Annotated in this window: 21 protein-coding genes; 13 read left to right on the plus strand and 8 right to left on the minus strand. The window is 64.9% G+C overall.

The features are described 5' to 3' along the window. Positions 1–187: 187 nt before the first annotated feature. A complete protein-coding gene (locus ACQKPZ_RS21020; RefSeq protein ID WP_427541753.1) occupies positions 188–1,594 on the minus strand; it encodes a purine-cytosine permease family protein in 1,407 nt (468 codons plus the stop codon). 317 nt (positions 1,595–1,911) lie between these two features. On the opposite strand from ACQKPZ_RS21020, the gene ACQKPZ_RS21025 reads away from it, so the two are divergent. From ACQKPZ_RS21025 to ACQKPZ_RS21065, 9 genes are all read left to right on the plus strand, one after another. Then, positions 1,912–2,397, plus strand: a complete 486-nt coding sequence (locus tag ACQKPZ_RS21025; protein ID WP_110743159.1) for a flavin reductase family protein — start codon at positions 1,912–1,914, stop codon at positions 2,395–2,397. A gap of 75 nt (positions 2,398–2,472) precedes the next feature. Next, entirely contained in the window at positions 2,473–3,513 is a 1,041-nt protein-coding gene (locus ACQKPZ_RS21030; protein WP_172232850.1) for an LLM class flavin-dependent oxidoreductase, read from the plus strand. 325 nt (positions 3,514–3,838) lie between these two features. After that, positions 3,839–4,435, plus strand: coding sequence for an amino acid synthesis family protein (locus ACQKPZ_RS21035; protein ID WP_003256068.1), 597 nt, complete (start codon positions 3,839–3,841; stop codon positions 4,433–4,435). Between the two features lie 68 nt (positions 4,436–4,503). Next, the gene (locus ACQKPZ_RS21040; protein ID WP_391131756.1) at positions 4,504–5,337 is read left to right on the plus strand and encodes an alpha/beta fold hydrolase; all 834 of its coding nucleotides are present in this window, start codon (positions 4,504–4,506) and stop codon (positions 5,335–5,337) included. Continuing rightward, a complete protein-coding gene (locus ACQKPZ_RS21045) occupies positions 5,334–6,815 on the plus strand; it encodes an aldehyde dehydrogenase (RefSeq protein WP_427541756.1) in 1,482 nt (493 codons plus the stop codon). Before ACQKPZ_RS21040 ends, ACQKPZ_RS21045 begins: the two co-directional genes overlap by 4 nt. 12 nt (positions 6,816–6,827) lie before the next feature. Then, positions 6,828–7,313, plus strand: a complete 486-nt coding sequence (locus ACQKPZ_RS21050) for a flavin reductase family protein (RefSeq protein ID WP_391131752.1) — start codon at positions 6,828–6,830, stop codon at positions 7,311–7,313. Between the two features lie 188 nt (positions 7,314–7,501). Further along, on the plus strand, positions 7,502–7,891 hold the full coding sequence (locus tag ACQKPZ_RS21055; RefSeq protein WP_427541759.1) for a carboxymuconolactone decarboxylase family protein: 390 nt from the start codon (positions 7,502–7,504) through the stop codon (positions 7,889–7,891). Between the two features lie 88 nt (positions 7,892–7,979). Further along, positions 7,980–8,726: a GntR family transcriptional regulator gene (locus tag ACQKPZ_RS21060; RefSeq protein WP_016715705.1), complete on the plus strand. Its 747-nt coding sequence runs from the start codon at positions 7,980–7,982 to the stop codon at positions 8,724–8,726. A gap of 21 nt (positions 8,727–8,747) precedes the next feature. After that, positions 8,748–9,311, plus strand: coding sequence for an NUDIX hydrolase (locus ACQKPZ_RS21065; RefSeq protein WP_391131750.1), 564 nt, complete (start codon positions 8,748–8,750; stop codon positions 9,309–9,311). A gap of 76 nt (positions 9,312–9,387) precedes the next feature. Here the strand turns inward: ACQKPZ_RS21065 and ACQKPZ_RS21070 are convergent, their stop codons facing one another. From ACQKPZ_RS21070 to ACQKPZ_RS21100, 7 genes are all read right to left on the minus strand, one after another. Next, on the minus strand, positions 9,388–11,193 hold the full coding sequence (locus ACQKPZ_RS21070; RefSeq protein ID WP_427541762.1) for a dipeptide ABC transporter ATP-binding protein: 1,806 nt from the start codon (positions 11,191–11,193) through the stop codon (positions 9,388–9,390). Beyond that, a complete protein-coding gene (locus ACQKPZ_RS21075) occupies positions 11,190–12,017 on the minus strand; it encodes an ABC transporter permease (protein ID WP_391131747.1) in 828 nt (275 codons plus the stop codon). The genes ACQKPZ_RS21070 and ACQKPZ_RS21075 overlap by 4 nt, the downstream gene beginning before the upstream one ends. Beyond that, positions 12,010–13,086 (minus strand): ABC transporter permease, encoded by a 1,077-nt coding sequence (locus ACQKPZ_RS21080; protein WP_427541765.1) that lies wholly within the window; start codon positions 13,084–13,086, stop codon positions 12,010–12,012. Before ACQKPZ_RS21080 ends, ACQKPZ_RS21075 begins: the two co-directional genes overlap by 8 nt. Then, positions 13,079–14,653 carry an ABC transporter substrate-binding protein gene (locus ACQKPZ_RS21085; protein WP_427541768.1) on the minus strand — a complete coding sequence of 525 codons (1,575 nt, stop codon included), beginning with the start codon at positions 14,651–14,653 and terminating at the stop codon, positions 13,079–13,081. Before ACQKPZ_RS21085 ends, ACQKPZ_RS21080 begins: the two co-directional genes overlap by 8 nt. Positions 14,654–14,663: 10 nt before the next feature. Further along, entirely contained in the window at positions 14,664–15,851 is a 1,188-nt protein-coding gene (locus ACQKPZ_RS21090) for an LLM class flavin-dependent oxidoreductase (RefSeq protein ID WP_427541771.1), read from the minus strand. A gap of 166 nt (positions 15,852–16,017) precedes the next feature. Then, entirely contained in the window at positions 16,018–16,749 is a 732-nt protein-coding gene (locus ACQKPZ_RS21095; protein WP_427541774.1) for a class II aldolase/adducin family protein, read from the minus strand. Positions 16,750–16,767: 18 nt separating this feature from the next. Further along, on the minus strand, positions 16,768–17,829 hold the full coding sequence (locus ACQKPZ_RS21100; RefSeq protein WP_427541777.1) for an ABC transporter substrate-binding protein: 1,062 nt from the start codon (positions 17,827–17,829) through the stop codon (positions 16,768–16,770). A gap of 367 nt (positions 17,830–18,196) precedes the next feature. Between ACQKPZ_RS21100 and ACQKPZ_RS21105 the strand changes: the two genes are divergently transcribed. From ACQKPZ_RS21105 to ACQKPZ_RS21120, 4 genes are all read left to right on the plus strand, one after another. Further along, positions 18,197–19,429 (plus strand): acyl-CoA dehydrogenase family protein, encoded by a 1,233-nt coding sequence (locus tag ACQKPZ_RS21105; RefSeq protein WP_427541780.1) that lies wholly within the window; start codon positions 18,197–18,199, stop codon positions 19,427–19,429. 92 nt (positions 19,430–19,521) lie between these two features. Further along, positions 19,522–21,297: an ABC transporter ATP-binding protein gene (locus ACQKPZ_RS21110; RefSeq protein WP_427541783.1), complete on the plus strand. Its 1,776-nt coding sequence runs from the start codon at positions 19,522–19,524 to the stop codon at positions 21,295–21,297. Further along, entirely contained in the window at positions 21,290–23,137 is a 1,848-nt protein-coding gene (locus tag ACQKPZ_RS21115; RefSeq protein WP_427541786.1) for an ABC transporter ATP-binding protein, read from the plus strand. Before ACQKPZ_RS21110 ends, ACQKPZ_RS21115 begins: the two co-directional genes overlap by 8 nt. Before the next feature lie 294 nt (positions 23,138–23,431). Continuing rightward, positions 23,432–24,583, plus strand: a complete 1,152-nt coding sequence (locus tag ACQKPZ_RS21120; RefSeq protein ID WP_427541789.1) for an LLM class flavin-dependent oxidoreductase — start codon at positions 23,432–23,434, stop codon at positions 24,581–24,583.

A 24,583-nucleotide genomic window follows, 5' to 3' on the forward strand; every position in this document is an offset into this window, starting at 1 on the left:
TTCATGGTCTCGCCCTCGCTGCCGTTGGCTTCTTCGAACGCCACCGTGGCACTGTGATGCCTCGGCGGGGGCGAGTCCATCGATTACAGGGACCGCGCAGATTCAGGAAGATGCGCGGACCTTGTAGGAGCGGCCTTGTGTCGCGAAAGGGCCGCAAAGCGGCCCCAGTTACTGCAATGACAATCTGTCAGTCATTCACACTCAACACTCGCCCCGCCTTCTCGGCAGCCTTGCCCCGGGTCGCCAGGCAGTAATACAGCGGCACGGTCACGATCAGGCCGAACAGCCACGACAAGTCCGCCCCTTCGACAATGTTCGAGTACGGCCCGACATAAAGCGACGTATTGGCAAACGGCAACTGCACCAGAATGCCGCAAGCATAAGCAATGATCGCGTGGTGGTTGAAGCGGCCATAGATACCGCCATCAGCACGGAAGATCGACGCAATGTCGTACTGCCCCTTCTTGATCAGGTAGAAGTCGATCAGGTTGATCGACGCCCACGGCACCAGCACCAGCAGCAGCGCCAGAATCAGGCCGATGAAATGACCGATGAAGTCCGCCGAAGCGTTCAGCGCAACCATCCCGCAGCCCACCAGGATCACCGATGCCAGAATCACCCGCACCTTGATGCTCGGCGTCCAGTCGGCCATGAAGGTCTGGATCGCAGTGACGATAGACAACACCGCGCCATACAGGTTGAGGGCGTTGTGGCTGATGATGTTAAGCAGGAACAGCACCATCAGGATCGGGCCAAGCCAGCCGGTGGCCTGCTTCACCGCATCCATGGCGTCGGTGCCTTCCGGCACGCACAGCACCGCTACCGCGCCAAAGCTGAAGCACAGGATGGTGCCCAGGGTAGCGCCGAAGTAGGTCGCCCAGAACGGCTTGGCAATGCCCACTTCCCGCGGTAGGTAACGCGAGTAGTCAGAGGTGTATGGCGAGAAGCTGATCTGCCAGATGGTGCCCAGCGACACGGTGGCAATGAAGCCCGACAGGTTGAACGCGCCACGGCTGAAGAAGTCGGCCGGCAGCTCCTGGATGAACATCATGATGAAGCCGGCAAGCAATGCCGAACCCATCACCCAGGTACCGATACGGTTCAGGATGTGGATGAAGCGGTAGCCGATTACGCCAATGGCGGTAGCACTCAGGGCACCGATCACGATCGCGCCCGGCATCGGCACGCTGGGGGCGATGCCGTGAATGGTCTTGCCTGCCAGCACGATGTTGGAAATGAAGAAGCCGACATAGATCAGCGCAGTAAAGAACACGATCAGCAAGGCGCCGTAACGGCCGAACTGGCCTCGGCTTTGCACCATTTGCGGAATGCCCAGCTGCGGTCCCTGCGCAGAGGCCAGGGCGATGACCACGCCCCCGACAAGATGGCCCAGCACAATTGCGATCAGCCCCCACAACAGGTTCAGGTGGAACACCTGGACCACCATGGCGCCGGTGACGATAGGCAGTGGCGCAATGTTGGTACTGAACCAGAGGGTGAACAGGTCGCGCGCCTTCCCGTGGCGCTCGGCAGGTGGAACGTAATCGACCGTGTGATTCTCGACAAACTGGTGTTGCGATGACGGTTGGGACATAGGATTCAGCTCGAAAGGTCGTTTTTATCTTTGTAAGGAAACCGCATCCAGGGCGGCCTCTCAGCTGCGGACCATATTATGGTATTCCAAGCTTTTGACAACACTGATCCGCACGAAAAAACGCCCGCTGATCCGCTCGCAAAACCCCTGCGACAATCCGCCTCACGGCTCAAGACCACGGTTTACGTGGCCTTGAGCCGTTCATCGTGAAAAATCAGGGTTGAAAATTCCGCTTGCAAAATAGGTATTACGGTATACCATCAGACACATCAACGATAAAAACCGCGGACCACCGCAGCCTTTTAGAGGTACACGAGATGATCGACGCAACCGTCTACAAGAACGTCCTGGGCTCCTTCCCGTCCGGCGTTACCGTCATCACCACCCTGGACGACGACGGCTCGGTTGTCGGCCTGACCGCCAGCGCTTTCTCCTCCCTGTCGATGGACCCGCCGCTGGTGCTGTTCTGCCCCAACTACACCTCCGATTCCTACCCTGTGCTGATCAAGCAGAAGCGCTTCGCCATTCACCTGCTCTCCGGTGAGCAGCAGGCAGAAGCCTATGCCTTCGCCAAAAAGGGCAAGGACAAGGCCAGCGGTATCGAGTGGACCCTGAGCGAACTGGGCAACCCGATCCTGGCCGGCGCCACCGCGGTAATCGAATGCGAACTGTGGCGTGAATATGAAGGTGGCGACCACGCCATCATGGTCGGCAAGGTGCACAACCTGATCGTCCCTGCCGAAGCGCCACGGCCGATGGTGTACTGCCGCGGGAAAATGGCCAGCCTGCCGGCCTTTGCCTGAAGCCTATTCTGAATCGAGACAACTGGCGCCAACCCTGCCTGGCGCCAGCCCCTTTCAAGCGTTGAGGAATGCCCCATGAAATTTTCGTTGTTCGTACACATGGAACGTTGGGATGAACAGGTCAGCCACCGCCAGCTGTTCGAAGACCTGACCGAACTGACCTTGATGGCCGAAGACGGCGGTTTCAGCACTGTGTGGATTGGCGAACACCACGCCATGGAATATACGATCTCGCCAAGCCCGATGCCGCTGCTGGCCTACCTGGCCGCACGCACCGAGAAGATCCGCCTGGGCGCCGGCACCATCATCGCGCCGTTCTGGAACCCTATCCGCGTGGCGGGCGAATGCGCCCTGCTCGACGTGATCAGCAACGGCCGCATGGAAGTGGGTCTGGCCCGTGGCGCCTACCAGTTCGAATTCGACCGCATGGCCAATGGCATGCCGGCCACCGACGGCGGCAAGGCGTTGCGCGAGATGGTGCCGGTGGTACGCAAACTGTGGGAAGGCGACTACGCCCATGATGGCGAAGTCTACAAGTTCCCCACCTCTACCAGCGTGCCGAAACCGTTCAACGCCACCCCGCCGATGTGGATCGCCGCCCGCGACCCGGATTCGCACAACTTCGCCGTGGCCAACGGCTGCAACGTCATGGTCACCCCGCTGATGAAGGGTGACGAAGAAGTGCTGGACCTGAAAAACAAGTTCCAGGCCGCCCTCGACAACAACCCGGACGTGCCGCGCCCGCAACTGATGGTGCTGCGCCACACCCACGTGCACAGCCCGGCCGAGCCGGAAGGCTGGAAGGTCGGCGCCCAGGCCATCTCGCGCTTCTACCGCACCTTCGATGCCTGGTTTGGCAACAAGACTGTACCGGTCAACGGCTTCCTTGAGCCAAGCCCGGAGTCGAAGTTTGCCGAAGTGCCGGCGTTCCAGCTGGAGAACATCCGCAAGAACACCATGATCGGCACGCCGGAAGAAATCATCGCACGCATCAAGTACTACCAGGAGCTCGGCGTCGACGAGTTCAGCTTCTGGTGCGACAACAGCCTGCCCCACGCCGAGAAGAAGAAGTCGCTCGAGCTGTTCATCAAGGAAGTGGTGCCGGCGTTCGCCTGAATTCCCTTTGCCTGAAACATTGCGGGACGCAGCCCGCTCTCGTGGGCCCCTGTGGCCCGCGTGAGCGGGCTTTTTTTGTGAAACCTGTGCCGGCCTCTTCGCGGGCTTGCCCGCTCCCACAGGGCCACCACAGATTTCAAGCTGTGCGCTGTACCTGTGGGAGCGGGCAAGCCCGCGAAGGGGCCGGCACAGGTAATAGAGAAATCAAGGCATCACGCCACCTTTCGTCCCCTCGCAAGAGAAATTTCCAGCCTCCTCTTGCACAACAAATATTATGGTATACCATCAGACAACAAGAGCTGTTAACCCTCACCAGGAGCCACCCATGAGTTTCGAAATCCGCAAGATCGTCACCTACTCCGAAGAGACCCGCATCGAAGGCGGCAAGGCCACCGACAAGCCGGTGACCATGGTCGGCCTGGCCGTCGTGATCAAGAACCCATGGGCCGGTCGCGGTTTTGTTGAAGATCTGAAGCCGGAAATCCGCGCCAACTGCTCGGAGCTGGGTGCACTGATGGTCGAGCGCCTGACTGCCGCCATCGGCGGTGCCGACAAGATCGAAGCCTACGGCAAGGCTGCCGTGGTCGGTGCCGATGGCGAAATCGAGCACGCTTCGGCCGTGATCCACACCCTGCGCTTCGGCAACCACTACCGCGAAGCGGTACAGGCCAAGAGCTACCTGAGCTTCACCAACAAGCGCGGCGGCCCGGGCACCTCGATCCAGATCCCGATGATGCAGAAGGACGACGAAGGCCTGCGTTCGCACTACATCACCCTGGAAATGCAGATCGAAGACGCCCCGCGCGCCGATGAAATTGTCGTGGTGCTGGGCGCTGCCGACGGTGGCCGCCTGCACCCACGCATCGGCAACCGCTACATCGACCTGGAAGAACTGGCTGCCGAAAAAGCCAACGCTCAATAACAACAACCAAGACGGGCCGGGGCGTGGCGTGCTTACCCGCCGCGCCCGACCTTCAAGGAGCGCCCTCCATGATTCAGCCTGTCGCTGAACACACACCTGCCGGCACCAGCTACCTGTCCGTCGGCCAGGGCCAACCCGTGGTATTGATCCACGGCGTGGGCCTGAACAAGGAAATGTGGGGCGGTCAGATCGTTGGCCTGGCCAACGACTACCGCGTCATCGCCTACGACATGCTCGGCCACGGCCAAAGCGCCCTGCCGGCTGCCGACATCGGCCTGGAAGGCTATGCCGCCCAGCTCGCCGAACTGCTCGACCACCTGCAAATTCAACAAGCGACCGTGATCGGCTTCTCCATGGGCGGCCTGGTAGCCCGTGCATTTGCCCTTAACTACCCGCAGCGCCTGGCTGCCCTGGTAGTGCTCAACAGCGTGTTCAACCGCACCCCCGAGCAGAGTGCCGGCGTTATTGCCCGCGCTGCCCAGGCGGCGGAGCTGGGCCCCGACGCCAACGTCGATGCTGCCCTGGACCGCTGGTTCAGCCGTGAATACAAGGCTGCCAACCCGGCGCAGGTCGCCGCCATTCGCCAGGTGCTGGCGAGCAACGACCCGCAGGGCTACCACACCACATACTCGCTGTTCGCCACCCAGGACATGTACCGCGCAGGCGACCTGGGCAGCATCCAGGTGCCGACGCTGATCGCCACCGGCGAACTCGACTCGGGCTCTACCCCGGCCATGACCCGCCAGCTCGCCGCCAGCATTCCGGGTGCGCACAGTGTGGTCCTCGCCGAGCAACGGCATATGATGCCGGTAGAAGCACCGCGTGAAGTCAACAAGATGCTGCTGGACTTCCTCGCGCAAGCCCGCACCCTCACCGAATCCGCCAAGGGGATTGTTGCATGACCCTCGTTCGTTTCCAGATGTGCATCGACGGCCAATGGCGCGATGCCCAGAGCGGCAAGACCTTCGACAGCCTCAACCCGGCCACCGCCCAGGCCTGGGCGCAACTGCCCGACGCCGACGAAGCTGATGTCGAGCTGGCCGTACAAGCCGCCCAGCGTGCCTTCGACAGCAAAGAGTGGCGCAGCATCACCGCCACCGCCCGCGGCAAGCTGCTGCGCCGTCTGGGTGACCTGATTGCCGAAAACAAGGAGCACCTGGCCCAGCTGGAAAGCCGCGACAACGGGAAGCTGATCCGCGAAACCCGCGGCCAGGTCGGCTACCTGCCAGAGTTCTTCCACTACACCGCAGGCCTGGCTGACAAGATCGAAGGCGGCACCCTGCCGCTGGACAAGCCCGACCTGTTCGCCTACACCGTGCACGAGCCGATCGGCGTAGTGGCGGGCATCATTCCATGGAACAGCCCGCTGTACCTCACCGCGATCAAGCTGGCCCCTGCCCTGGCCGCTGGCAACACCATCGTGCTCAAGCCGTCCGAGCACGCCTCGGCGACCATCCTCGAGCTGGCCCGCCTGGCCCTTGAGGCCGGTTTCCCGGCGGGTGTGGTCAACGTGGTCACCGGCTATGGCCCAAGCACCGGTGCGGCGCTGACCCGCCACCCGCTGGTGCGCAAGATCGCCTTCACCGGCGGCGCGGCCACTGCCCGCCACGTGGTACGCAGCAGCGCCGAGAACTTCGCCAAGCTGTCGCTGGAGCTGGGCGGCAAGTCGCCGAACATCATCTTCGCCGATGCCGACCTGGACAGCGCCATCAACGGCGCCGTGGCCGGCATCTATGCGGCCTCCGGGCAAAGCTGCGTGGCCGGCTCGCGCCTGCTGGTGCAGGACGAAATCTTCGACGAATTCGTCGAGCGCCTGATCGCCCGTGCCAAGCGCATTCGCATCGGCAACCCGCAAGATGACGCCAGCGAAATGGGCCCGATGGCCACCGCGCAACAACTGGCCGTGGTCGAAGGCCTGGTCGCTGCGGCCAAGGCTGAAGGCGCCAAGCTGCACATGGGCGGCAAACGTGCCGAGGTCGAGGGTGAAGGCTGGTTCTACGAGCCGACCCTGTTCGAGTGCGACAGCAACTCGATGACCATCATGCAGGAAGAGGTGTTCGGCCCGGTTGCGGCGGTGATCCGCTTCAAGACCGAGGAAGAGGCGCTGGAAATGGCCAACGACTCGCAGTTCGGCCTGGCCGCCGGTATCTGGACCCGCGACCTGGGCCGTGCCCACCGCCTGGCCCGCGACGTGCGCTCGGGGATCATCTGGGTCAACACCTACCGCGCCGTGTCCGCCATGGCACCGATTGGCGGCTTCAAGAACAGCGGCTACGGCCGTGAGAGCGGCATCGATTCGGTGCTGGCCTATACCGAGCTGAAGACCGTGTGGATCAACCTGTCCACCGCGCCGATGCCCGACCCGTTCGTGATGCGTTAAGAGGAACACGAGATGATCGAACCTGGCATCTACAAAGACGTGATGGGCTCCTTCCCGTCCGGCGTCACGGTAGTCACCACCCTGGACGCCGACGGCGCCATCGTCGGCATCACCGCCAGCGCGTTCAGCGCGCTGTCGATCGACCCGGCGCTGGTGCTGTTCTGCCCCAACTACGCCTCCGACACCTACCCGATCCTGCGGGACAGCAAGCAGTTCGCGATTCACCTGCTGTCCGCCGAGCAAACCGCCGAGGCGTATGCGTTTGCCGGCAAGGGCAAGGACAAGGCCAAAGGCATCGACTGGCACCTGAGCGAGCTGGGCAACCCGCTGCTGACGAAGGCCACGGCGATCATCGAATGCGAACTGTGGCGCGAGTATGACGGCGGGGACCACGCGATCATCGTGGGTGCGGTGAAGAACCTGGTGCTGCCCGAGCAGCCGGTAACGCCGATGGTTTACCACAAAGGCAAGCTGGGCGCCCTGCCGCCGCTGGCCTGATACACCGCATTGGCTTCTTCGCGGGCTCGCCCGCTCCCACAGGTACTGCACAGGCTTCAGCATCTGTGCGATCCCTGTGGGAGCGGGTTCACCCGCGAAGAAGCTCACACCGATGCCCCTGTTTTTGGGGGCCGCGCTAATCGTCTCACCCTCGGTTGCGGCCCCTGTTTTATTCCGGAGTACTGCACATGAGCAACGAAAAGTACGAGAAAGGCCTGCAGATCCGCGCCCAGGTGCTGGGTGAGGACTACGTCAACCGCTCGATCCAGAACGCCGACGAGTTCACCAAGCCCTTGCAGGAACTGGTCACCGAATACTGCTGGGGCCATGTCTGGGGCCGCGAAGGCTTGTCGCTCAAAGAGCGCAGCATGATAAACTTGGCCATGATTTCCGCGCTCAACCGGCCCCACGAACTCAAGCTGCACATTCGCGGCGCATTGCGCAATGGCCTGAGCCGTGAACAGATTCGCGAAATTCTGCTCCAGGTCGGCATTTACTGCGGCGTACCTGCGGCGGTAGACAGCTTCCGCCTGGCCCGTGAAGCCTTTGCCGAAGCCGATGCGGAGTCAACCCGTTAACAACGGGCTGTTCGAACCACTGCATGGAACGCCTCGGTTCGGGGCGTTCCGCGATGTTGGCGCAACAGCCTCTTAAAGAGCGCACCTGATGAAACGCCAGCCACTCGACGACAGCTTCAAGGTCAACCGCAACCCCGTTACCCTGCGTGAAATCGTGCTCGACAAGCTGCGCGCCGCGATCATGAACTTCCACCTGCTCCCGGGCGACCGCCTGGTCGAGCGCGACCTTTGCGACCGCCTCGGCGTCAGCCGCACGTCGGTGCGTGAAGCCCTGCGCCACCTGGAGTCCGAAGGCCTGGTGGAGTTTGCCGACGCCAAGGGCCCGCGCGTCGCCATCATCACCCTGGAAGACGCCCGCGACATCTACGAGCTACGTTGTGTGCTCGAAGGCCTGATCGTGCAGCTGTTCACCCTCAATGCCAAGGCCAAGGACATCCGTGCCCTGGAGCGTGCACTGGAAGTCAACCGCGAAGCCCTCGAAGAAGGCGAGCTGCAACAGGTGCTGGACTCGGTACAAGGTTTTTACGATGTGCTGCTCGAAGGCTCCGGCAACCAGGTGGCGGCCCAGCAGCTGCGCCAGTTGCAGGCACGCATCAGCTACCTGCGTGCCACCTCGGTGTCGCAGGAAAACCGCCGTGGCGCCAGCAACCGCGAAATGGAAAAGATCGTCGAGGCAATCAAGGGTGGCGACCCGCTGGTAGCCCACCAGGCCTCGGTCGACCACGTCCGCGCTGCCGCCAAGGTAGCCCTGGACTACCTGCGCCAGAAGCAGGATGACAATGCCAAGGTGCGCGACATGGTCGAGCCCCTGGCCCTGAAGGATCCACGTATATAAGAACCGCATAGGCCGCTGATCATGCCCAACGCCCCGCGCTACTGCCCGCACTGCACCACGGAACTGGCCCGGGGCGTTCCCACAGGCGACACCCACGAACGCCTGCACTGTACCGGCTGCGGTTATATCCACTACGTCAACCCGAAGATCATCGCCGGCTGCATCATCGAGCGCGATGGCAAGTACCTGCTATGCCAGCGTGCCATCCCGCCGCGCCCGGGCACCTGGACCTTGCCGGCCGGGTTCATGGAGGCCGGCGAGACGACCGAGCAGGCGGCACTGCGCGAGGTGTGGGAAGAAAGCGGCGTACGTGCCGATATCGTCTCGCCCTACTCGATCTTCAGCGTGCCGAAAATCAGCGAGGTGTACATCATCTTCCGCGCCATCGCCACCGAAGAAACCGGGCAATACGGGGCGGAGACGTTGGCGTACAAGTTCTTCGCACCGGACGAAATCCCCTGGGACGAGATCTACTACCCGGCAATCCGGCAAATCCTGGAGCGCTATATCCTGGAGCGGCAGGCCGGCGTGTATGGCATCTATATGGGCAATGATGACACTGGCAAGGTGCACTTCATTCGCTAGACCTCTTCGCGGCTAAAGCCGCTCCCACAGGATTAGCGCCAGCCTCACTGCCTACGCCTACCCTGTGGGAGCGGCTTTAGCCGCGAACACCGGCGTAGCCGGTGCCATCCCCACCAAGGCTGGGCATGTGCGCCACCAACCCTTGGGTGTAGGCATCAGCCGGTCGGTCCAGCACCTGCTCGGCACTGCCCTGCTCCAACACCCGCCCCTGGCGCAACACGAGCACGCGGTCGGCAATCGCCCGCACCACGCCCAGGTCGTGGGTCACGAACAGCAACGTCAGCCCCTCGCCCTGCAAACGCCGGAGCAGCGTCAGGATCGACGCCTGTACCGACACATCCAGCGCCGAGGTAACTTCGTCACATACCAGCAACTTCGGTTCGCAGATCAACGCCCGGGCAATGGCCACACGCTGGCGTTCACCGCCAGAAAGCCCCTGCGGGTAAAGGTCCGCCACCCGCGCCGGCAACGATACCCGCGCCAGCACCGCCTCGACCCGCTGCCGGGCTTCTCTGCCGCGCACGCCAAAGAAGTGCGCCAACGGTGCACTCAAGGTTTGCCCGACCGTTTGCCGTGGGTTCAACGCCCGGTAGGGGTTCTGGAACACATACTGGATCTGGTGCCGTAGCTGCGCATCACGTTGCCGGGCGGCAAAAGCCAAGGGTTGCCCTGCATAACGCAGCGCCCCCTGCACGTTTTCGCCAAGCCCGGCGATGGCCCGGGCCAGGCTGGTCTTGCCCGAACCGGACTCACCGACCAATGCCAGGCATTCACCCTGGCGCACCTGCAGCGATACATCGAACAGCACCTGGCGGTCATAGGCGACATCCAGGCCCTGCACCTCCAACAGCACGTCACCCGTTGCTGCCAGCGTATCGATCGGCGCATCGCCCAAGGCCACGGCGTCCTGCCGGGGCACCAGGCACGCCACCTGGTGGCCATGGGCATGCGCCAGCAACGACGGCTCGATCACCGCGCATTGCGCCTGTCGCCGGGCGCAGCGCGGGGCAAAGGCACAGCCATCCGGCCGCTGCCCGGGTGCTGGCGCATGCCCGGCAATCGCCTGCAAGGGCAAGCGCCGGGCAATGTCGGGAATGGCCGCAAGCAGCGCGCGGGTGTAGGGATGTACTGGCGTGCGGAACAGCGCCTCGCGCCCGGCCACTTCCACCAGCCGCCCGGCATACATCACCATCACCCTGTCGACCAGGCCACGTACGACGGCCAGGTCATGGGTGACATACAGCGCCGCTACGCCCTGATCGCGGCACAGGCCCTTGAGGGTGTGCAGCACATGCGCCTGGGTGGTCACATCCAGTGCCGTGGTGGGTTCGTCGAGCACGATCAGCTTCGGCTTCAGGACAAATGCCAACGCCAGCATCACCCGCTGCTGCTGCCCGCCAGACAATTGGTGCGGGAAGCGCCGCAGGAACGCGTCGTCATCGGGCAGGCCCACATCTACCAGGGTTTCGCCGATGCGCTGGCGCACGGCTTGGCGCGACAACCTGGGCTGGTGCGCCAGCAGGGTTTCACGCAGCAAGGCCCCCAGGCGCAGCGCCGGGTTCAGCGCCGTGGCCGGGTCCTGCGCCACGTAGCCGACCAGCCCGCCACGGGCCAGGCGCAAGGCCTCGCCTTCAAGTTCAAGCAGCGATTGCCCTGCCACTTCAACGCGCCCCCCGGCAATGCGCGCCCCCTGCCTGGCATGGCGCAGCAAGGCCGTGGCCAACGTGGTCTTGCCCGAACCGGACTCGCCAACCAGGCCCACGATTTCCCCCGCCGCCAGGCTGAAGGAAACCTCGGCCAGCACATCCACCTGCCCGGTCAGCTCCACCCGCAGGTCACTGACCCGCAACACTTCACCCGTACTTTTCAACGGCGCGTTCATGGCTGCTTCTCCCCAACCCGTGCACTGGCCCGGCCAATGCCCTCGGCCAGGATGTTGGTGCCATAGGCAAACACCCCGATCAGCAGCGCCGGGGCCAGTACGGCCCAGGGCTGCACCAGCAGGCCGGCCTGGTTTTCGTTGATCATCAGCCCCCAGTCGGCAGCGGGTGGCGCCACCCCGTAGCCCAGGAAGCTCAGGCCCGACAGCATGCCCACCGCCCAGGTGAGCATGTTGCCGAAGTGCACCAACAGCGGCGTGAGGATATTCGGCAGGATTTCCTGAAAGAGGATGCGCCAACGCGGATAGCCCATCATCTGCGCCGCCTCGACAAACTCCTGCCCGGCCACCGCCACCGCGCTGCCACGGGCCAGGCGAATGACCCCGGGTGTGAAGGCAATGGCCACGGTCAGCACGATCAGCCACGGCGCCCGGCCGAGCATGGACACGATCAGCAGCACCAGGATCAGGTCCGGGAACGCCAGCGACACATCCGCCGCCCAGCTGATCGCCTGGTCCAGGCGCCTGCGTGAGAACCCGGCCAACAAGCCCAGGCTGCCACCGACCAGCAATGCCAGGGTGGCCGCTGCCACCGACATCCACAGCACCGACAGGCCGCCACTGAGCAACCGCGACAGCAGGTCATGGCCAAGAAAATCGTACCCCAACGGTGCACCGGCAACCGGCGGGCCATACACCGGCCCGACCATCGCGGTAGGCGCATGCGGTGCCAGCCAGGGGCCGAATGCGGCCAGCAGCGCAAGCAGCAAGGTAATCACAGCGCCGCGCCGCACCTGCGGGTCGGCCAGCCAACGGGATTCAATCATGGGTTGCCTCCTGGGCAGGGGTGCTGCGCGCACGGCGCCACCACGGGCGAATGCCCCGCCGAACACGGCGGATCATTCGCACCCGGCGTGCGGTGCGCAGCTTGGGGGTGAGCAACACGGTCAGCAGGTCGGCCAGCAGGTTGATCAGTACCACCGCCAGCGTGATGACCAGCACCACACCCTGAATCATCGGCAGGTCGCGCATCTGGATTGCCGCATTCAGCGCGGTGCCAATGCCCGGAAAGCTGAAGATGACCTCAGCCAGCAACGCACCGCCGACCAAGGTACGCAAGGTCAGCGCCCCCCCCTGGATCGCCGGGGTCAGGGCATTGGGCAACGTGTGCCGCCATACAATGCGGCGCTCCGGGATACCGCGCAGGCGCGCCGCAATCACATACTCGGACTCCAGCGCCTCGATCATCGAGGCCCGCACCATGCGCGTCAGGTACGGCAGCGCCGTCAGGCTCAGGGCCAGCACCGGCAGCACCAGCGATGGCCACTGCCGCCACAATGGCAGCTGCGGGTCGAGGATCGACACTGCCGGCAGCCAGCTCATGCCGGGCATGGAAAACAACAGCACCAGGCCGATGGCCAGCAAGAAACCCGGCGTGGCCTTGAGCAGGATCAACGCCGACAAGCCCCAGCGGTCCAGCCGGCTGTCGCGCCGCAGCGCCAGGCTTACACCCAGCAGCAAGGCCACCGGCACCACCAGTGCCAGCACCCCGGCCAGCAAAGCCAGGGTGTGGCCCAGGCGGCCAAACAGCAGTTGCGCCACCGGCACCTGCGAGTCCAGTGAAATGCCCAGGTCTGCGCGTAGCGCCGCGCCCAGCCAGCGCAGGTACTGCAACAGGATCGGCTGGTCGAGGCCCAGTTGCCGTTGCAGGGTGAGGATGCTTTCCAGCGGCGCATCCGGGCCCAGGATGACCCGTGCCGGGTCCGAGGGCAGTGCCTGGGTGGCGATGAACACCACCAGGCTGATCACCCAGGCCGTCAGCAGCCCGTAACCGAGGCGGCCGATGAACCAGGCCAGCCAGGCCGGCGTGCGGGATGTGTGTCGAGTGTCAGGCATCAGGGTTCAACCAGAGTTCGTCGAAGCGCCAGGAGGCGAAGGTGGTCTGTTCCGCAGTGAGCCCGCCAACCTTGGCCGACGCGGCATCGAGCACATCGGAAAACCCCCAGATCAGCAGCCCGCCGCGTTCGTGCTGGATGGCCTGGGCTTCATGCACCAAAGTTTTGCGCTGCACCAGGTCGGGTTGAGCCAGGGCCTGCTGGTACAGCTGGGTAAAGCGCGGGTCGTGGAAGTTGCTGCGGTTGTAGATGGCCTGTGGCGCATCGTTGTGCAACGCCGAGGCGAGAAAACCACGCGCCGGGGTCGAGCCCGGCGACAGTTGCCATTGCTCGCGTTGCGGGCCGTTGAACACTGACCCGTCCACCTGGTTGACCTTCACCTGCACCCCGGCCTTCAACGCCTGCTGGGCAAACACCAATGCCGCGTTTACACCAGGCCCCGGCGTGGTGGTCAGTTCGACGCGCAAATCCTCATGCCCCGCCTGGCGCAGTAGCGAGCGGGCCTGGTCCAGGTCGTACGGGCGCTGGGCAATGGCATGGTTATAGGTGGGGTCGTGGGGCGAGTACAGGTCGTTGGCCACCCGGCCAAAACCATTGAGCCCACGCGCCACCAGCTCCTGCCGGTCGGCCAGCAGGCGGAACGCCTGGCGCACACGCACATCCTGGAACGGCGCCTTGGCCAGGTTCAGGTTGAAGCCGGTGAACGAGGTGGTCGGCGAGGCATACAGCCGCAGCCGCGGGTCGGCCTTGAGCAACGCACTGTGCTCGGCCTGCACGCCGCTGGCCACGTCGATCTGGCCGGCTCTCAGGGCTGCGGCACGCGACACCTGGTCCTTGAACTCGATGATTTCCAGCTCGTCCGCATAGGGGCGATTGGGTTTGTAGTAATTTTCAAAACGGGTATAGAGCGAGCGCTGGCCCGGGATGAAGCGCTTCAGCCGGTAAGGCCCAGCACCCACCGGGTTGGTCACCGGGTGGTAGTCGGTGGGCACGATGCCGCCAAAGCTGATCAGCGTTTCATCCAGCGGGTAGAAGCTCTGCCCCTGCTTGAAACGGATCTCTATGGTGCGCTCATCCAGCTTGCGCAGGGCTTGCCGATCGATTGCCCCGACCAGCCCGGCGAACGGCGAAGCCAATTGCGGGTCGGTCAGGCGCAGGATCGAAAACAGCATGTCGTCGGCCGTGATGCTTTTACCGTGGTGGAACTCCAGCCCCGGTTTGAGGCGGATGGTCCAGGCGCTGGCATCGGCATTCGGCTCGGCAAACTCGGCCAGTGCCAAACGCGTGCTGACATCGGCATTCCATTCCCAGAACTTGGCGTACAGCGCCCACCCGCGAATGATGCCGCCACCTACCGGTTTGTGTGCATCGAGGTTACCGGCCTGGTCGCCGTCGATAATGCCCACCCGCAAGCGCCCACCGTGCACTGGCGTACCTGGCAGCGCCGCACCGGCCGCTGCCGGTGTGCCACTGTCGCAGCCACTGAGCAGCCCGCCGCCGAGCAGCAGGCCGCTACCCATGGCCAGGCTGTTGCCGAGAAACACCCGGCGCGAAAACAGCTCGCTCATCACCCTCTCCTTATGCCGGCTGTGCCACAACCGGCTTGCTGGCCGCACCCAGGCGCGGCACTTCGAAACCGTGGTCCAGGTCCAGCAACGGGAACAACAGGTCGGCCACCCGGTGCGCCTCGTCGATCAGCGGGAAGCCCGACAGGATGAACGCCGACGTGCCCTGGGCTTCGTATTCGCGGATGCGCTCGGCGACCTGCTCGGCGCTGCCGACCAGGTAGGTGCCAGCAGCCGGGCCGAGAATGTTGAAGCCGAACAGGCTCGGGCCCAGCCAGACGTTGGGGTAGATTTCCAGCTCACGGGCCGTGGGCAGGCGCCCGGCGCGGATGCTGTCGAGGTTACGCTGGATACGCGGGTCGTCGCTGACGTAGCTGTCGAAGGTGTGCCCCGCAGGCAACTGGCGCTCGATGGCCGCGCGCGCGGTAGCCAGCGAGGTGCGCTGCAACAGGCGCTCGGCATGGGCCCAGGCTTCTTCTTCGGTTTCGCGCACGATCACCTGCAAGCGCGTGCCGTAGGTCAGTTCGCGGCCGACCTTGGCGGCTTCGGCCGCTACGCGGCGAAACTTGTCACCGAGCTTTTGCGGGGTATCGGCAAAGCTCAGGTATACATCAAGCAACTGCACGGAATGGGCGACGCCCGGTGCCGAGGTGCCGGCACCCCACAGCGGGATGCCAGGCTTTTGCTTCGGTGGGTGCCAGCCGCCCAGCGGGTGATGGGCGGCGGCTGGCGAACGGGGTGCAAGCTTGACGTAGCGGCCGTCGTAGCCAGCGGTTTCGCCCGCGTAGAAGCTTTGGAAGGCACGCCAGTATTCCAGGCTGAAGTCGTAGCGTTCATCGTGCGGGTAATGCACGCCCAGGGTGGCCAGGCCTGCGTCATTGCCGTTGACCACGTTGAACAGCAAGCGGCCATTGGAGAACTGGTCGAAGGTGAGCGCCCATTTGGCCAGTACCGCTGGCGACAGCTCGCCAGGGTGCTGCGCGACCAAAAAGCGCAGGCGCTGGGTGGCGTCGATCAACGCCGCCGACACGGCCAGGCTTTCGTTGGGGCTGGAGCCGAGCAGCGAACCGTAGAAGCCAAGGCGGTCGGCAGCGATGGCCAGTTGCTTGAGGTGTTCGAAATCGGTGTGCCAGCGGCCTTCAGGCTCCCAGGGATAGGGGCCGTCGGGGGTGGTGAGGTACCAGAGGATTTTTACTGCCATGGCGGTGGGTCCTTTTCTTGAGTGGGGTGCAAGGCTTGAGGGCCTTGGGGCTGCTTTGCAGCCCATCGCGACGCAAGGCCGCTCCTACAAGAGTCCTGTGTACGCCGACCAATGTAGGAGCGGCCTTGTGTCGCGATAGGGGCGCACAGCGCCCCCGGCGTTCTGATCAGCTACGCCTATCAATGCCTGGAACGAGACCCAGCTCGTTCGCCTGCTCATACAACCCGCTCATCTTCCACTGCTGGGTCAGCACCCCTGGCCCGTAAGGCCGCGACCCACCCAGGGCATCAGCCAGCAACTGGATCTGCGCGCCCTCCTCCAGCAACAGGATGAACTCCGCCGTGGCCCGCAGGCCCTGCTTGCCCCACACCGTGGCGCCGCCATTGGCTTCAAGGATTGCCAGGTTGAACGGGTTCTCGGCAATCTTGTCGAGGATGAAATCCACCTCTGCCTGGCGCCGGTCGATGTACACCGGCAGCTCACGGGCCAGCTGGTAGCGCTGCACCGGCACGTAGTGGAACGGCAAGGTGCGGTGGGTTTGCGCCCACGCGCCCAGGTACGGGCTGTGCACGTGCGACACGGTGGTGACGTCGGGGTGGGTCTGGAACAGCTTGGTATAACGCCCAAGGCCACCTTTGCCCTTGCCGACGATGACGTTGCCGGCAAAGTCAGTGACAGTGGCCTGCAACGGCTTGCGATGGTTCCACGGTCCGCCGTAGTTCACCGACACCAGCAGTTCTTCACCGGGCACCCGCTCGATGAAACCGACTGTGCCATTGGCGGTAATGGTGTTGGTTTCGCGAAATACGCTGAAGGCCGCTTCGGCTTCGGCCAGCACTTGGTCGATAAAGGCTTGCAGTTCGGCTGTGACGGGGCGTTCGTTGGTCAGTACGGTCATGTTCAATCTCCAATCAGGTCAGGCGCGGCGCTGGGCCAGCAGTTCATGGGCAGCTTGCAGGGGCCGCGGGTCGACCCAGTCGGCGATGTCGAAATCGGCTTCAAGGAAACCGTGCAGGTAGAGGAAATCCTTTTGCGTGCCGAGGAAGGCCAGGCGTTGCGCGGACAGGTCGGGTGCCAGCGTGGTGTGGAATTCACCGCGGTAGGCCTCGGCTACGCCCTGGCTGCCGGCGCGGGTTTCCTCTTCAAGGATGCTGTTGAGCGCGGCGCGGTTCTCGGCCGCCCACTCGGCGGCACGCAAGGTTTGCGCAAGGAAGCGCGTCACCAGGTCGAAATGGTTGTCGAGCAGGCGCTGGTGCACGGTGATTGGCCGCGGCGTGCCGTTGTTGATGCGGTGGCGCGGGTCGGGTAGCAGGTCAAGGTCGACGCCGACCACCAGGCCCAAACGGCGTGCTGCATCGGCCGCCGCAGCGCCCTTCACGTACACCGCATCGACTTCACCGCGCGCCAGGTAGTCCAGGCCCGACCACAGCCGCTGTAAACCCAGCTGCGGGGTCGCAGCATCGGCCTGGTCCAGCAACGCTACTTCCACCAGTTGCACGTCATCCAGGTGCAAGCCAGCCGAGGCCAGGGCACCTTTGTAGCCATGCAGGCTCATGGCGCGGGCGATGCTGCCGGGGCGGCTGTCGCCCCAGGCCGGCAAGGCCAGGCGCTTGCCACGCAGGTCGGCGGCGCTGCGAATGCCCGAGTCCGGGCGGACCAGGATGGTTTGCCATTCCTCGATCCAGGTCAGGCCGATCAGCCGGCTGGGCGAGCCGGCTGCCCGTGCGGCCAGCGCCGGTACGTTGCCGCCTTCGCGGAACAGCCCGGGCAGTTGGTGATCGTAGTGGTGGTGGCCCAGCTGGCGGGCCTCCTGCAAGGTCGAGACCGGCAGGCCGTCGGCAGCGAATTCCTGCTCCAGCCAGCCGAGCTTGTAGGCGATGCCTGAAGCGGTGGGCACGGGGCAGCGCGTGAACCAGATACGCTCCAGGGCGGACGGGTCGTCTGCCAGGCGTTTTGCGGTGGGGGTTACGAGGGACATGGGGTGGCTCCTTGGGCGTCGTGCAAGCACCATTGCAGTGTGCGTGCCAACCGCTGGAGGCCTTGATTTACCTGGGATTGGCTGTTTTGGAAGCGAGCCGGGTGCTTGGCTGGGAGCAGGATTGCGGGCGGGGTGCTGCCAGATCAGCAGGGTGGCTGCTGCTGGGGCAGCAAAAGGTTGCGCAAGCCACGCAGAATGGGGCCTGGACAGGGGTGGCAAAGATATTGCTCAGGGGCTTTCTACCGCGGTGTGGCCATTCGCGGGCATGCCCGCTCCCACAAGGACCAGCACAACCCTGGTTCCTGTGGGAGCGGGCGAGCCCGCGAAGCAGGCGCACTGGCCCTTTCAGACAAGCCCGAGACCCCACATGAGCGCCATAGAACCCTCCCCCGCCCGCCGCCTGACCAGCGAAACCGAAGCCATCGAAACCGCCCGCCAGGTCGCCGCGCAAATCGCCGAACTGGCCGCCGACCCGCGCAACAATGGCCAACTCCCCCACCGCCAGGCCGAGCTGTTGTCCAGCAGCGGCCTGACCGCCATCGCGGTACCTGCCCGCTTCGGTGGCCTCGGTGCCTCGGTGCAGACCGTTGTCGAAACCGTGCGCCTGGTCTCTACCGCCGACGGCGGCGTCGGTCAGTTGCTGCAGATTCACAATGTGATGTTGCGCGGCATCTTCACTGGCTACCCGGATGAAGTACGCGACCGGCTGATCGCCGACGTGCTGGCCGGCAAGCGCTTCGGCAATGCCCTGGCCGAAGTCGGCGGCAAGAACAAGTTCGCCCTCAAGACCCGCGTCGAGCGCCGCGCCGATGGCCAGTGGGTGCTCAATGGCAGCAAGTTCTACTCCACCGGTTCCTACCTGGCCGAGTGGATCTCGCTGACCGCCGCCAGCGAAGACGGCGGTGTCGGCGTACTGCTGCACCGCGACACCCCTGGGCTGACCCTGGTCGATGACTGGCAGGCCTTCGGCCAGCAGAATTCGGTGAGTGGCACGGTCAACTTCGACAACATCGTACTCGACGAACGCTACCTCACCCGCCGCAGCGGGCCGATGAAACGCACCGGCCTGACCTTCCCGCAGATCCTCCACGCCGCCATCGACACCGGCATCGCCGCAGGCGCATTGCAAGCGGCTGTCGAGTACCTGCGCGAGCATGCCCGGGCCTGGGTGGAAAGCGGTGTCGAGCGCGCCAGTGACGAACCCCATGTGATTCGCCAGATCGGCGAATACGCCGTGGCGCTGCGCGGTGCCGAGTCGGTGCTGCGTGAGGCTGCGCGGGTATTCGACGACCATGAGCGCGACCCGGAGAACAAGGCCCTGCAGGATGAGCTGATCCTGTCGGTTGCCACTGCCCGCGCGCATTCCGATGCCGCATCGCTGAAGATTTCCAGCGACCTGTTCTCGCTGCTGGGGGCCAGCGCTTCACTGAGCAAATGGAACCTCGACCGCTTCTGGCGCAATGCCCGGGTGCACACCACCCACGACCCGATCCGCTGGCGGCTGCACAACGTGGGCAACTACTACCTGAACGGGGCCGACCCTGGGGAGTACACGGCGGTGCTCAATGCCAAGGAAAACCAGGGCGCTACCCGCCGTTGAAACGGCGTTTGGACGGGGGGCGCTTTGCGCCCCTTTCGCGACACAAGGCCGCGCCTACAAGGGGCGGTGTCGCATTCTGATCGAGCATCCACATGAACCACCCGCTTCTTCGGGCTTTGGCCATTTATCGCGAAATGCCCTGGCGCTTCGCGCTGGTCACAGCCTTGTACATTGCCGGCAACCTCGGCCTGGCCTGGCAGCAGTGGCTGATCGGCCATGCGGTCGATGATGTCAGCGCCGGTCGCGCCGTACTGCGCCTGGCCAATGGCAGCCTGGACGCCAGCGTGGCCTGGCACTGGTTGTGGCTGCTGCTGGCCATCGCCCTGGGCCGCGGCCTGTTGCAATACGCCGCTGCCGTGCTGTCGCTGGTGCTCAGCCAGGCGCTGCTCACGCGCCTGCGTGAACGCATTCTCAACCAGGTGCAGTGCCTGCACCTGGGCTACCACTGGCGCCACGGCATGGGCGAACTGGTCACCCGCACCACCCGCGATGCCGACAAGGTGCGCGACGCGCTGATCACTTTCTGGCGGCAAATCATCGAAACGCCGCTGGTGGTAATCGCCGCCGTGGGTTTGTTGAGCTGGTACGACCCACTGCTGGGCCTGGTGCCGTTGCTGCTGACTGGCGCCGGGTTATGGCTGTTCGTGGTCCAGACCGATCGGCTGGTCAGCCTGGACCGCGCCGTGGGCGCTGCCTATGACCAGGTCAGCCAGGACTTGGCCGAAGGCATCGGCGGGGTGCGGGTGATCAAGGCCTTTGGCCTGGAAAACCAGCGCATCGCACGGTTCGCCAGCCAGGTCGAAGTGTTCACCGGCCACGCCCGCGCCGCCCTCGCCTACGCCAGTTCACGCATTCCACTGCCACAGGCCGTGGTGGCGTTGGGGCATGTGTGGATCCTGGTCTACGGCGCCCACCGCGTGGCAGCTGGGGCGCTGGGCATCGGCGAGCTGGTCACCTCGCTGCTAGTGGCGACCACGTTGGTGTTCCGTATCGAAGGCATTGGCCGGGTGATGCAGACCTTCGCCGATGCCCGGGCCAGTGCCGAACGCATCTGGCAACTGCTGGACGAGCGCCCGGCGATCCTCACCGGCCATTCCACCCTGCCTGCCGGGCCGCTGGGGCTGAAGCTGAACCAGGTTCAGGTCAGTGCAGCGGAGGCTGGTCGGCCTGTGTTGCAGGGCTGCTCGCTGACCCTGTTGCCCGGTGAGGTCGTGGCCCTGGTGGGCGCTACCGGCACCGGCAAGAGCCTGCTGGCCAGCCTGTTGCCACGCCTGACGGAGGTAGAGCACGGCAGCGTGCAGGTTGGCAGCGATGCCAGCGGTTGGTACGACGTCCGCGACCTCGACCTGGCCGACCTGCGCCGCCGGGTGCAGGTACTGCCGCAGGAGAGCTTCCTGTTCTCCGACAGCCTGGCCGCCAACTTGCGCCTGGCCGCACCGCAAGCCAGCGACGCCCGGTTGCGCGAAGGTTTACGCCTGGCGGCTGCCGAAGATGTGCTGGAACGCCTGCCCCACGGTCTCGACACACCGCTGGGCGACCGCGGCGTGACCTTGTCCGGCGGGCAGCGCCAACGCCTGTGCCTGGCTCGCTCGTTGCTCGGCGCACCCGACATCCTCTGCCTGGATGACGCCACCAGCGCCCTGGATGCCCTGGGCGAACGCCGGGTGCTGCACAGCATCCGCCACCTGCACAGCGCAGGCGGCCAGGGCCCGACCTTGCTGCTGATCACCAGCCGCCTGTCCACCCTGCTGCAGGCCGACCGCGTGCTGATGCTGGAAAACGGCCGCATCAGCGCCAGCGGCAGCCATGCCGAACTGTGCGCGAGCAATGCCCATTACCGTGATTTGCTGGGGATCGACCATGACTGATGTGCAGCACACCCCCGCCAGCGATATCGACATCGAGCAACGACTGGCCCGCCAGGCCCTGGACCGGGGCATGTTCCACCGCCTGCTGCCGCTCTTGCGGCCCATTCGCGGGCAGATCCTGGCGGTAATAGGCATCGAACTGCTGTTGGTATTCACGGTATTCCTGCGCCCGTGGTTCGTGCGCGAACTGCTGGACAAGGGCCTGGTGCCCAGCGCCGACCACTGGCTGCTCGACGAGCGTCTGGTGCTGTGGCTGGGCCTTGGGCTGGCAGCAAGCTGGCTGGCGCGCTTTCTACTGGCCGGGGTATCGCAGCTCCTGGCTGGGCGCGCGGCGATCGGCGTGCTCAACGACCTGCGGGTCAAGGTGTTCGCCCATGTGCAGGGGCTGTCGGTGAGCTACTTTGACCAGACCCGTGCCGGGCGCATCATTTCCCGTGCCGACCGCGACGTAGATGCACTGGAACCGCTGTTGGTACAAGGCCCGCCCGAATTGCTGGGCGCCTTGCTGCGCTGCGGCCTGGCAGCGGTAATGCTGTGGCGCATAGAGCCCGGCTTTTTCTACAGCCTGGCCGCCACGGTCCCCCTGCTGGCCCTGGCCACCTGGCGTTTCAAGCGGGTGTCGCAGCGCAACTGGGCCAAAGTGGCCGAGCAACGCAGCCGCTTCACCGCGCACCTGGTGGAAAGCGTGAGCGGGGTGCGGCTGATCCAGCAATGCGGGCAAGAACAGCGTAACCAGGCACGCTACCGGCGCCTGCTGGAGGACTTCAACCAGGCGCTGATCCGCGGCAGCCTGCGTGCTGGCTGGTTCGCCCCTTTCACCGCACTGCTCAGCACCGCCGGCATGGCCGTGCTGTTGCTGGTCGGCGCCCATGGCCTGGCCGAGGGCAAGGTGAGCGTTGGCCAGGTGGCCGAGAGCCTGTTCTATGTGTTCCTGTTCCTTGGCCCGTTGCAGGAATTGTCGGACCTGTTTGAACGCTACGCCACCGGCAGTGCCTCGGCCCAGCGCATCTTCCTGTTGCTCGACACCCGTGCGCAGGTACTTGACCCGCCCACACCGCATACCCTGGCCAGGGCGCGAGGCCAGGTGGACTTCGAAGCGGTCGGCTTTGCCTATGCGCCAAACAGCCCACGGCCGGTGATCGACGGGCTCGACCTGCATATTCGTGCCGGTGAAGTATTGGCCATCGTCGGCCCCTCGGGGCACGGCAAAAGCACGCTGGTACAGTTGCTGACCCGCTTCTACGAAGTGCAGCAAGGCGCTGTAAAGCTGGACGGTATCGACCTGCGTGCGCTGGCCCAGCATGACTTGCGGCGCAACGTGGGCGTGGTGCTGCAGGACAACGTGCTGTTCAGCGGCAGCATCCTCGACAACCTGCGCCTGGCCGCGCCCAGCGCCAGCGATGCACAGCTGGTAGCCGCCGCCCGTGAACTGGGTGCCGACGAGGTGCTGGAGCGCCTGCCGCAGCGCTATCACACCGAAGTCGGCCCGCTGGGCGCGCACCTCAGCCATGGCCAGCGCCAACTGGTGTGCCTGGTGCGGGCCTATTTGGCCGACCCGGCAGTGCTGGTGCTGGACGAAGCCACCTCGGCGGTGGACGTGCATACCGAGCGGCGCATCCAGCGTGCGCTGCGCCGGCTGTGTCAGGGGCGTACGGCGATCATCATTGCGCATCGGCTGGCGACCATTCGCGATGCCGACCGGATTGCAGTGGTGAAGCATGGGCAGGTGGTGGAGCAAGGGGCGCATGCCGAACTGATCGGGCGCGGTGGGGCTTATGCGGCGCTGTACGACGCGTATCTGCGCAGTGCCGGGGAGGTTGCACCCGTAACTGTGTATTAACGCTGTACCTGTAGGAGCGGCCTTGTGTCGCGATGGGGCGCGCAGCGGCCCCACATGTTCAGCCACGCCGCGAAAATTGCCGGGGCCGCTTTGCGGCCCTATCGCGACGCAAGGCCGCTCCTACAGGTTGATCTGCGCCCTTGCTGCTACCCCAGCATCCACTGCTGCCCGATTGCTGCCACAGCAGCACCCTACCCAAAGCCCACCCTGAAAACCCCAGCCCACAGGCCCTACGCCACGCATGGCACAGCCGTTGCACCTACCTCCCCACTTGCACACCCTTCAGGAGCCCCCATGACCACCGAATTCTTCTGGCGCCTGCCCTTGGGCACCGACGGCCCGCAGCTGTCCACCGATCGCCATAACCGCGGCAACCCCGCGCACCGCCCCGGCAACATCGCCCCCGGCCGCCTGCCCGATGGCCAGGCCGACGGCTTCACCTACATCGACTACATCGCCCAGGTTGCCAAGGCCGCCGAACTGGCCGGGTTTGAAGGCGCACTGCTGCCCACCGGCCCGGAGCCGTGGATCGCCGCCGCTGCACTGGCCCGCGAAACCCGGCGCATCCGTTTTCTGATCGCGTTCCAGGCCACCTGGACCCTGCCCGCCTACGCCGCCCAGCAGGCGGCCATCCTGCAGAACCTCAGCGGTGGCCGGCTGGACTGGAACATCATCACCGGCGGCAACCCGGCCAGCCAGCGGGCCAATGGCGACTTCCTGGAACATGACCTGCGCTACAGGCGCACCGGCGAATTCCTGGATGTGATCCAGGGCCTGTGGACGCAGGACAGGTTCTCCTACGAAGGCGATATCTACCGCCTGGAAAACGGCAGCCTGCCGCCAGGCCTGCAACACGAACGCAAACCGGGCGTGTACTTCTCCGGCTTTTCCGATGCCGCGCTGGACGTGGCTGCACGCCATGCCGATGTGTACCTGAACTGGGCCGAGCCGATCGACAAGCTCAAGCCACACATCGAACGCGTGCGCGAGCTGGCCGACAAGCAAGGCCGCACCGTGCGTTTCGGCTTGCGTGTCGACCTATTCGCCCGCGAAACCGAAGAGCAAGCCTGGCGTGAGCTGCGCCAACAGTTCGATAGGCTGGAAGGCAAGGCGAGCGCCAGCGCCAAGGGTTTCGTGACCGGTTCGGACTCGGTAGGCGGTGCACGCCAGGCGGCCTATCACCAAGGCTTGCAGGGCTTCGACGAACTGGTCCTGGCGCGCAACCTGTGGGCCGGTTTCGCCAAGGCCAAACCCGGCCCCACCGTGGGCCTGGTGGGCAGCCACCAGAACATTGCCGAACGCCTGGCCGAATACCGCGATGCCGGTTTCAGCACCTTCATCCTTGCCGCCAACCCGCACCTGGAAGAAGCCCTGCGCATCGGCCAGGAAGTGCTGCCGCTGGTGCAGCAAGCCGCCACCCCTACCCCTTTGCAAGCCAGTGCCTGA

This window comes from Pseudomonas sp. NPDC089547 (genome assembly GCF_050280665.1).
Taxonomy (GTDB): Bacteria; Pseudomonadota; Gammaproteobacteria; order Pseudomonadales; family Pseudomonadaceae; genus Aquipseudomonas.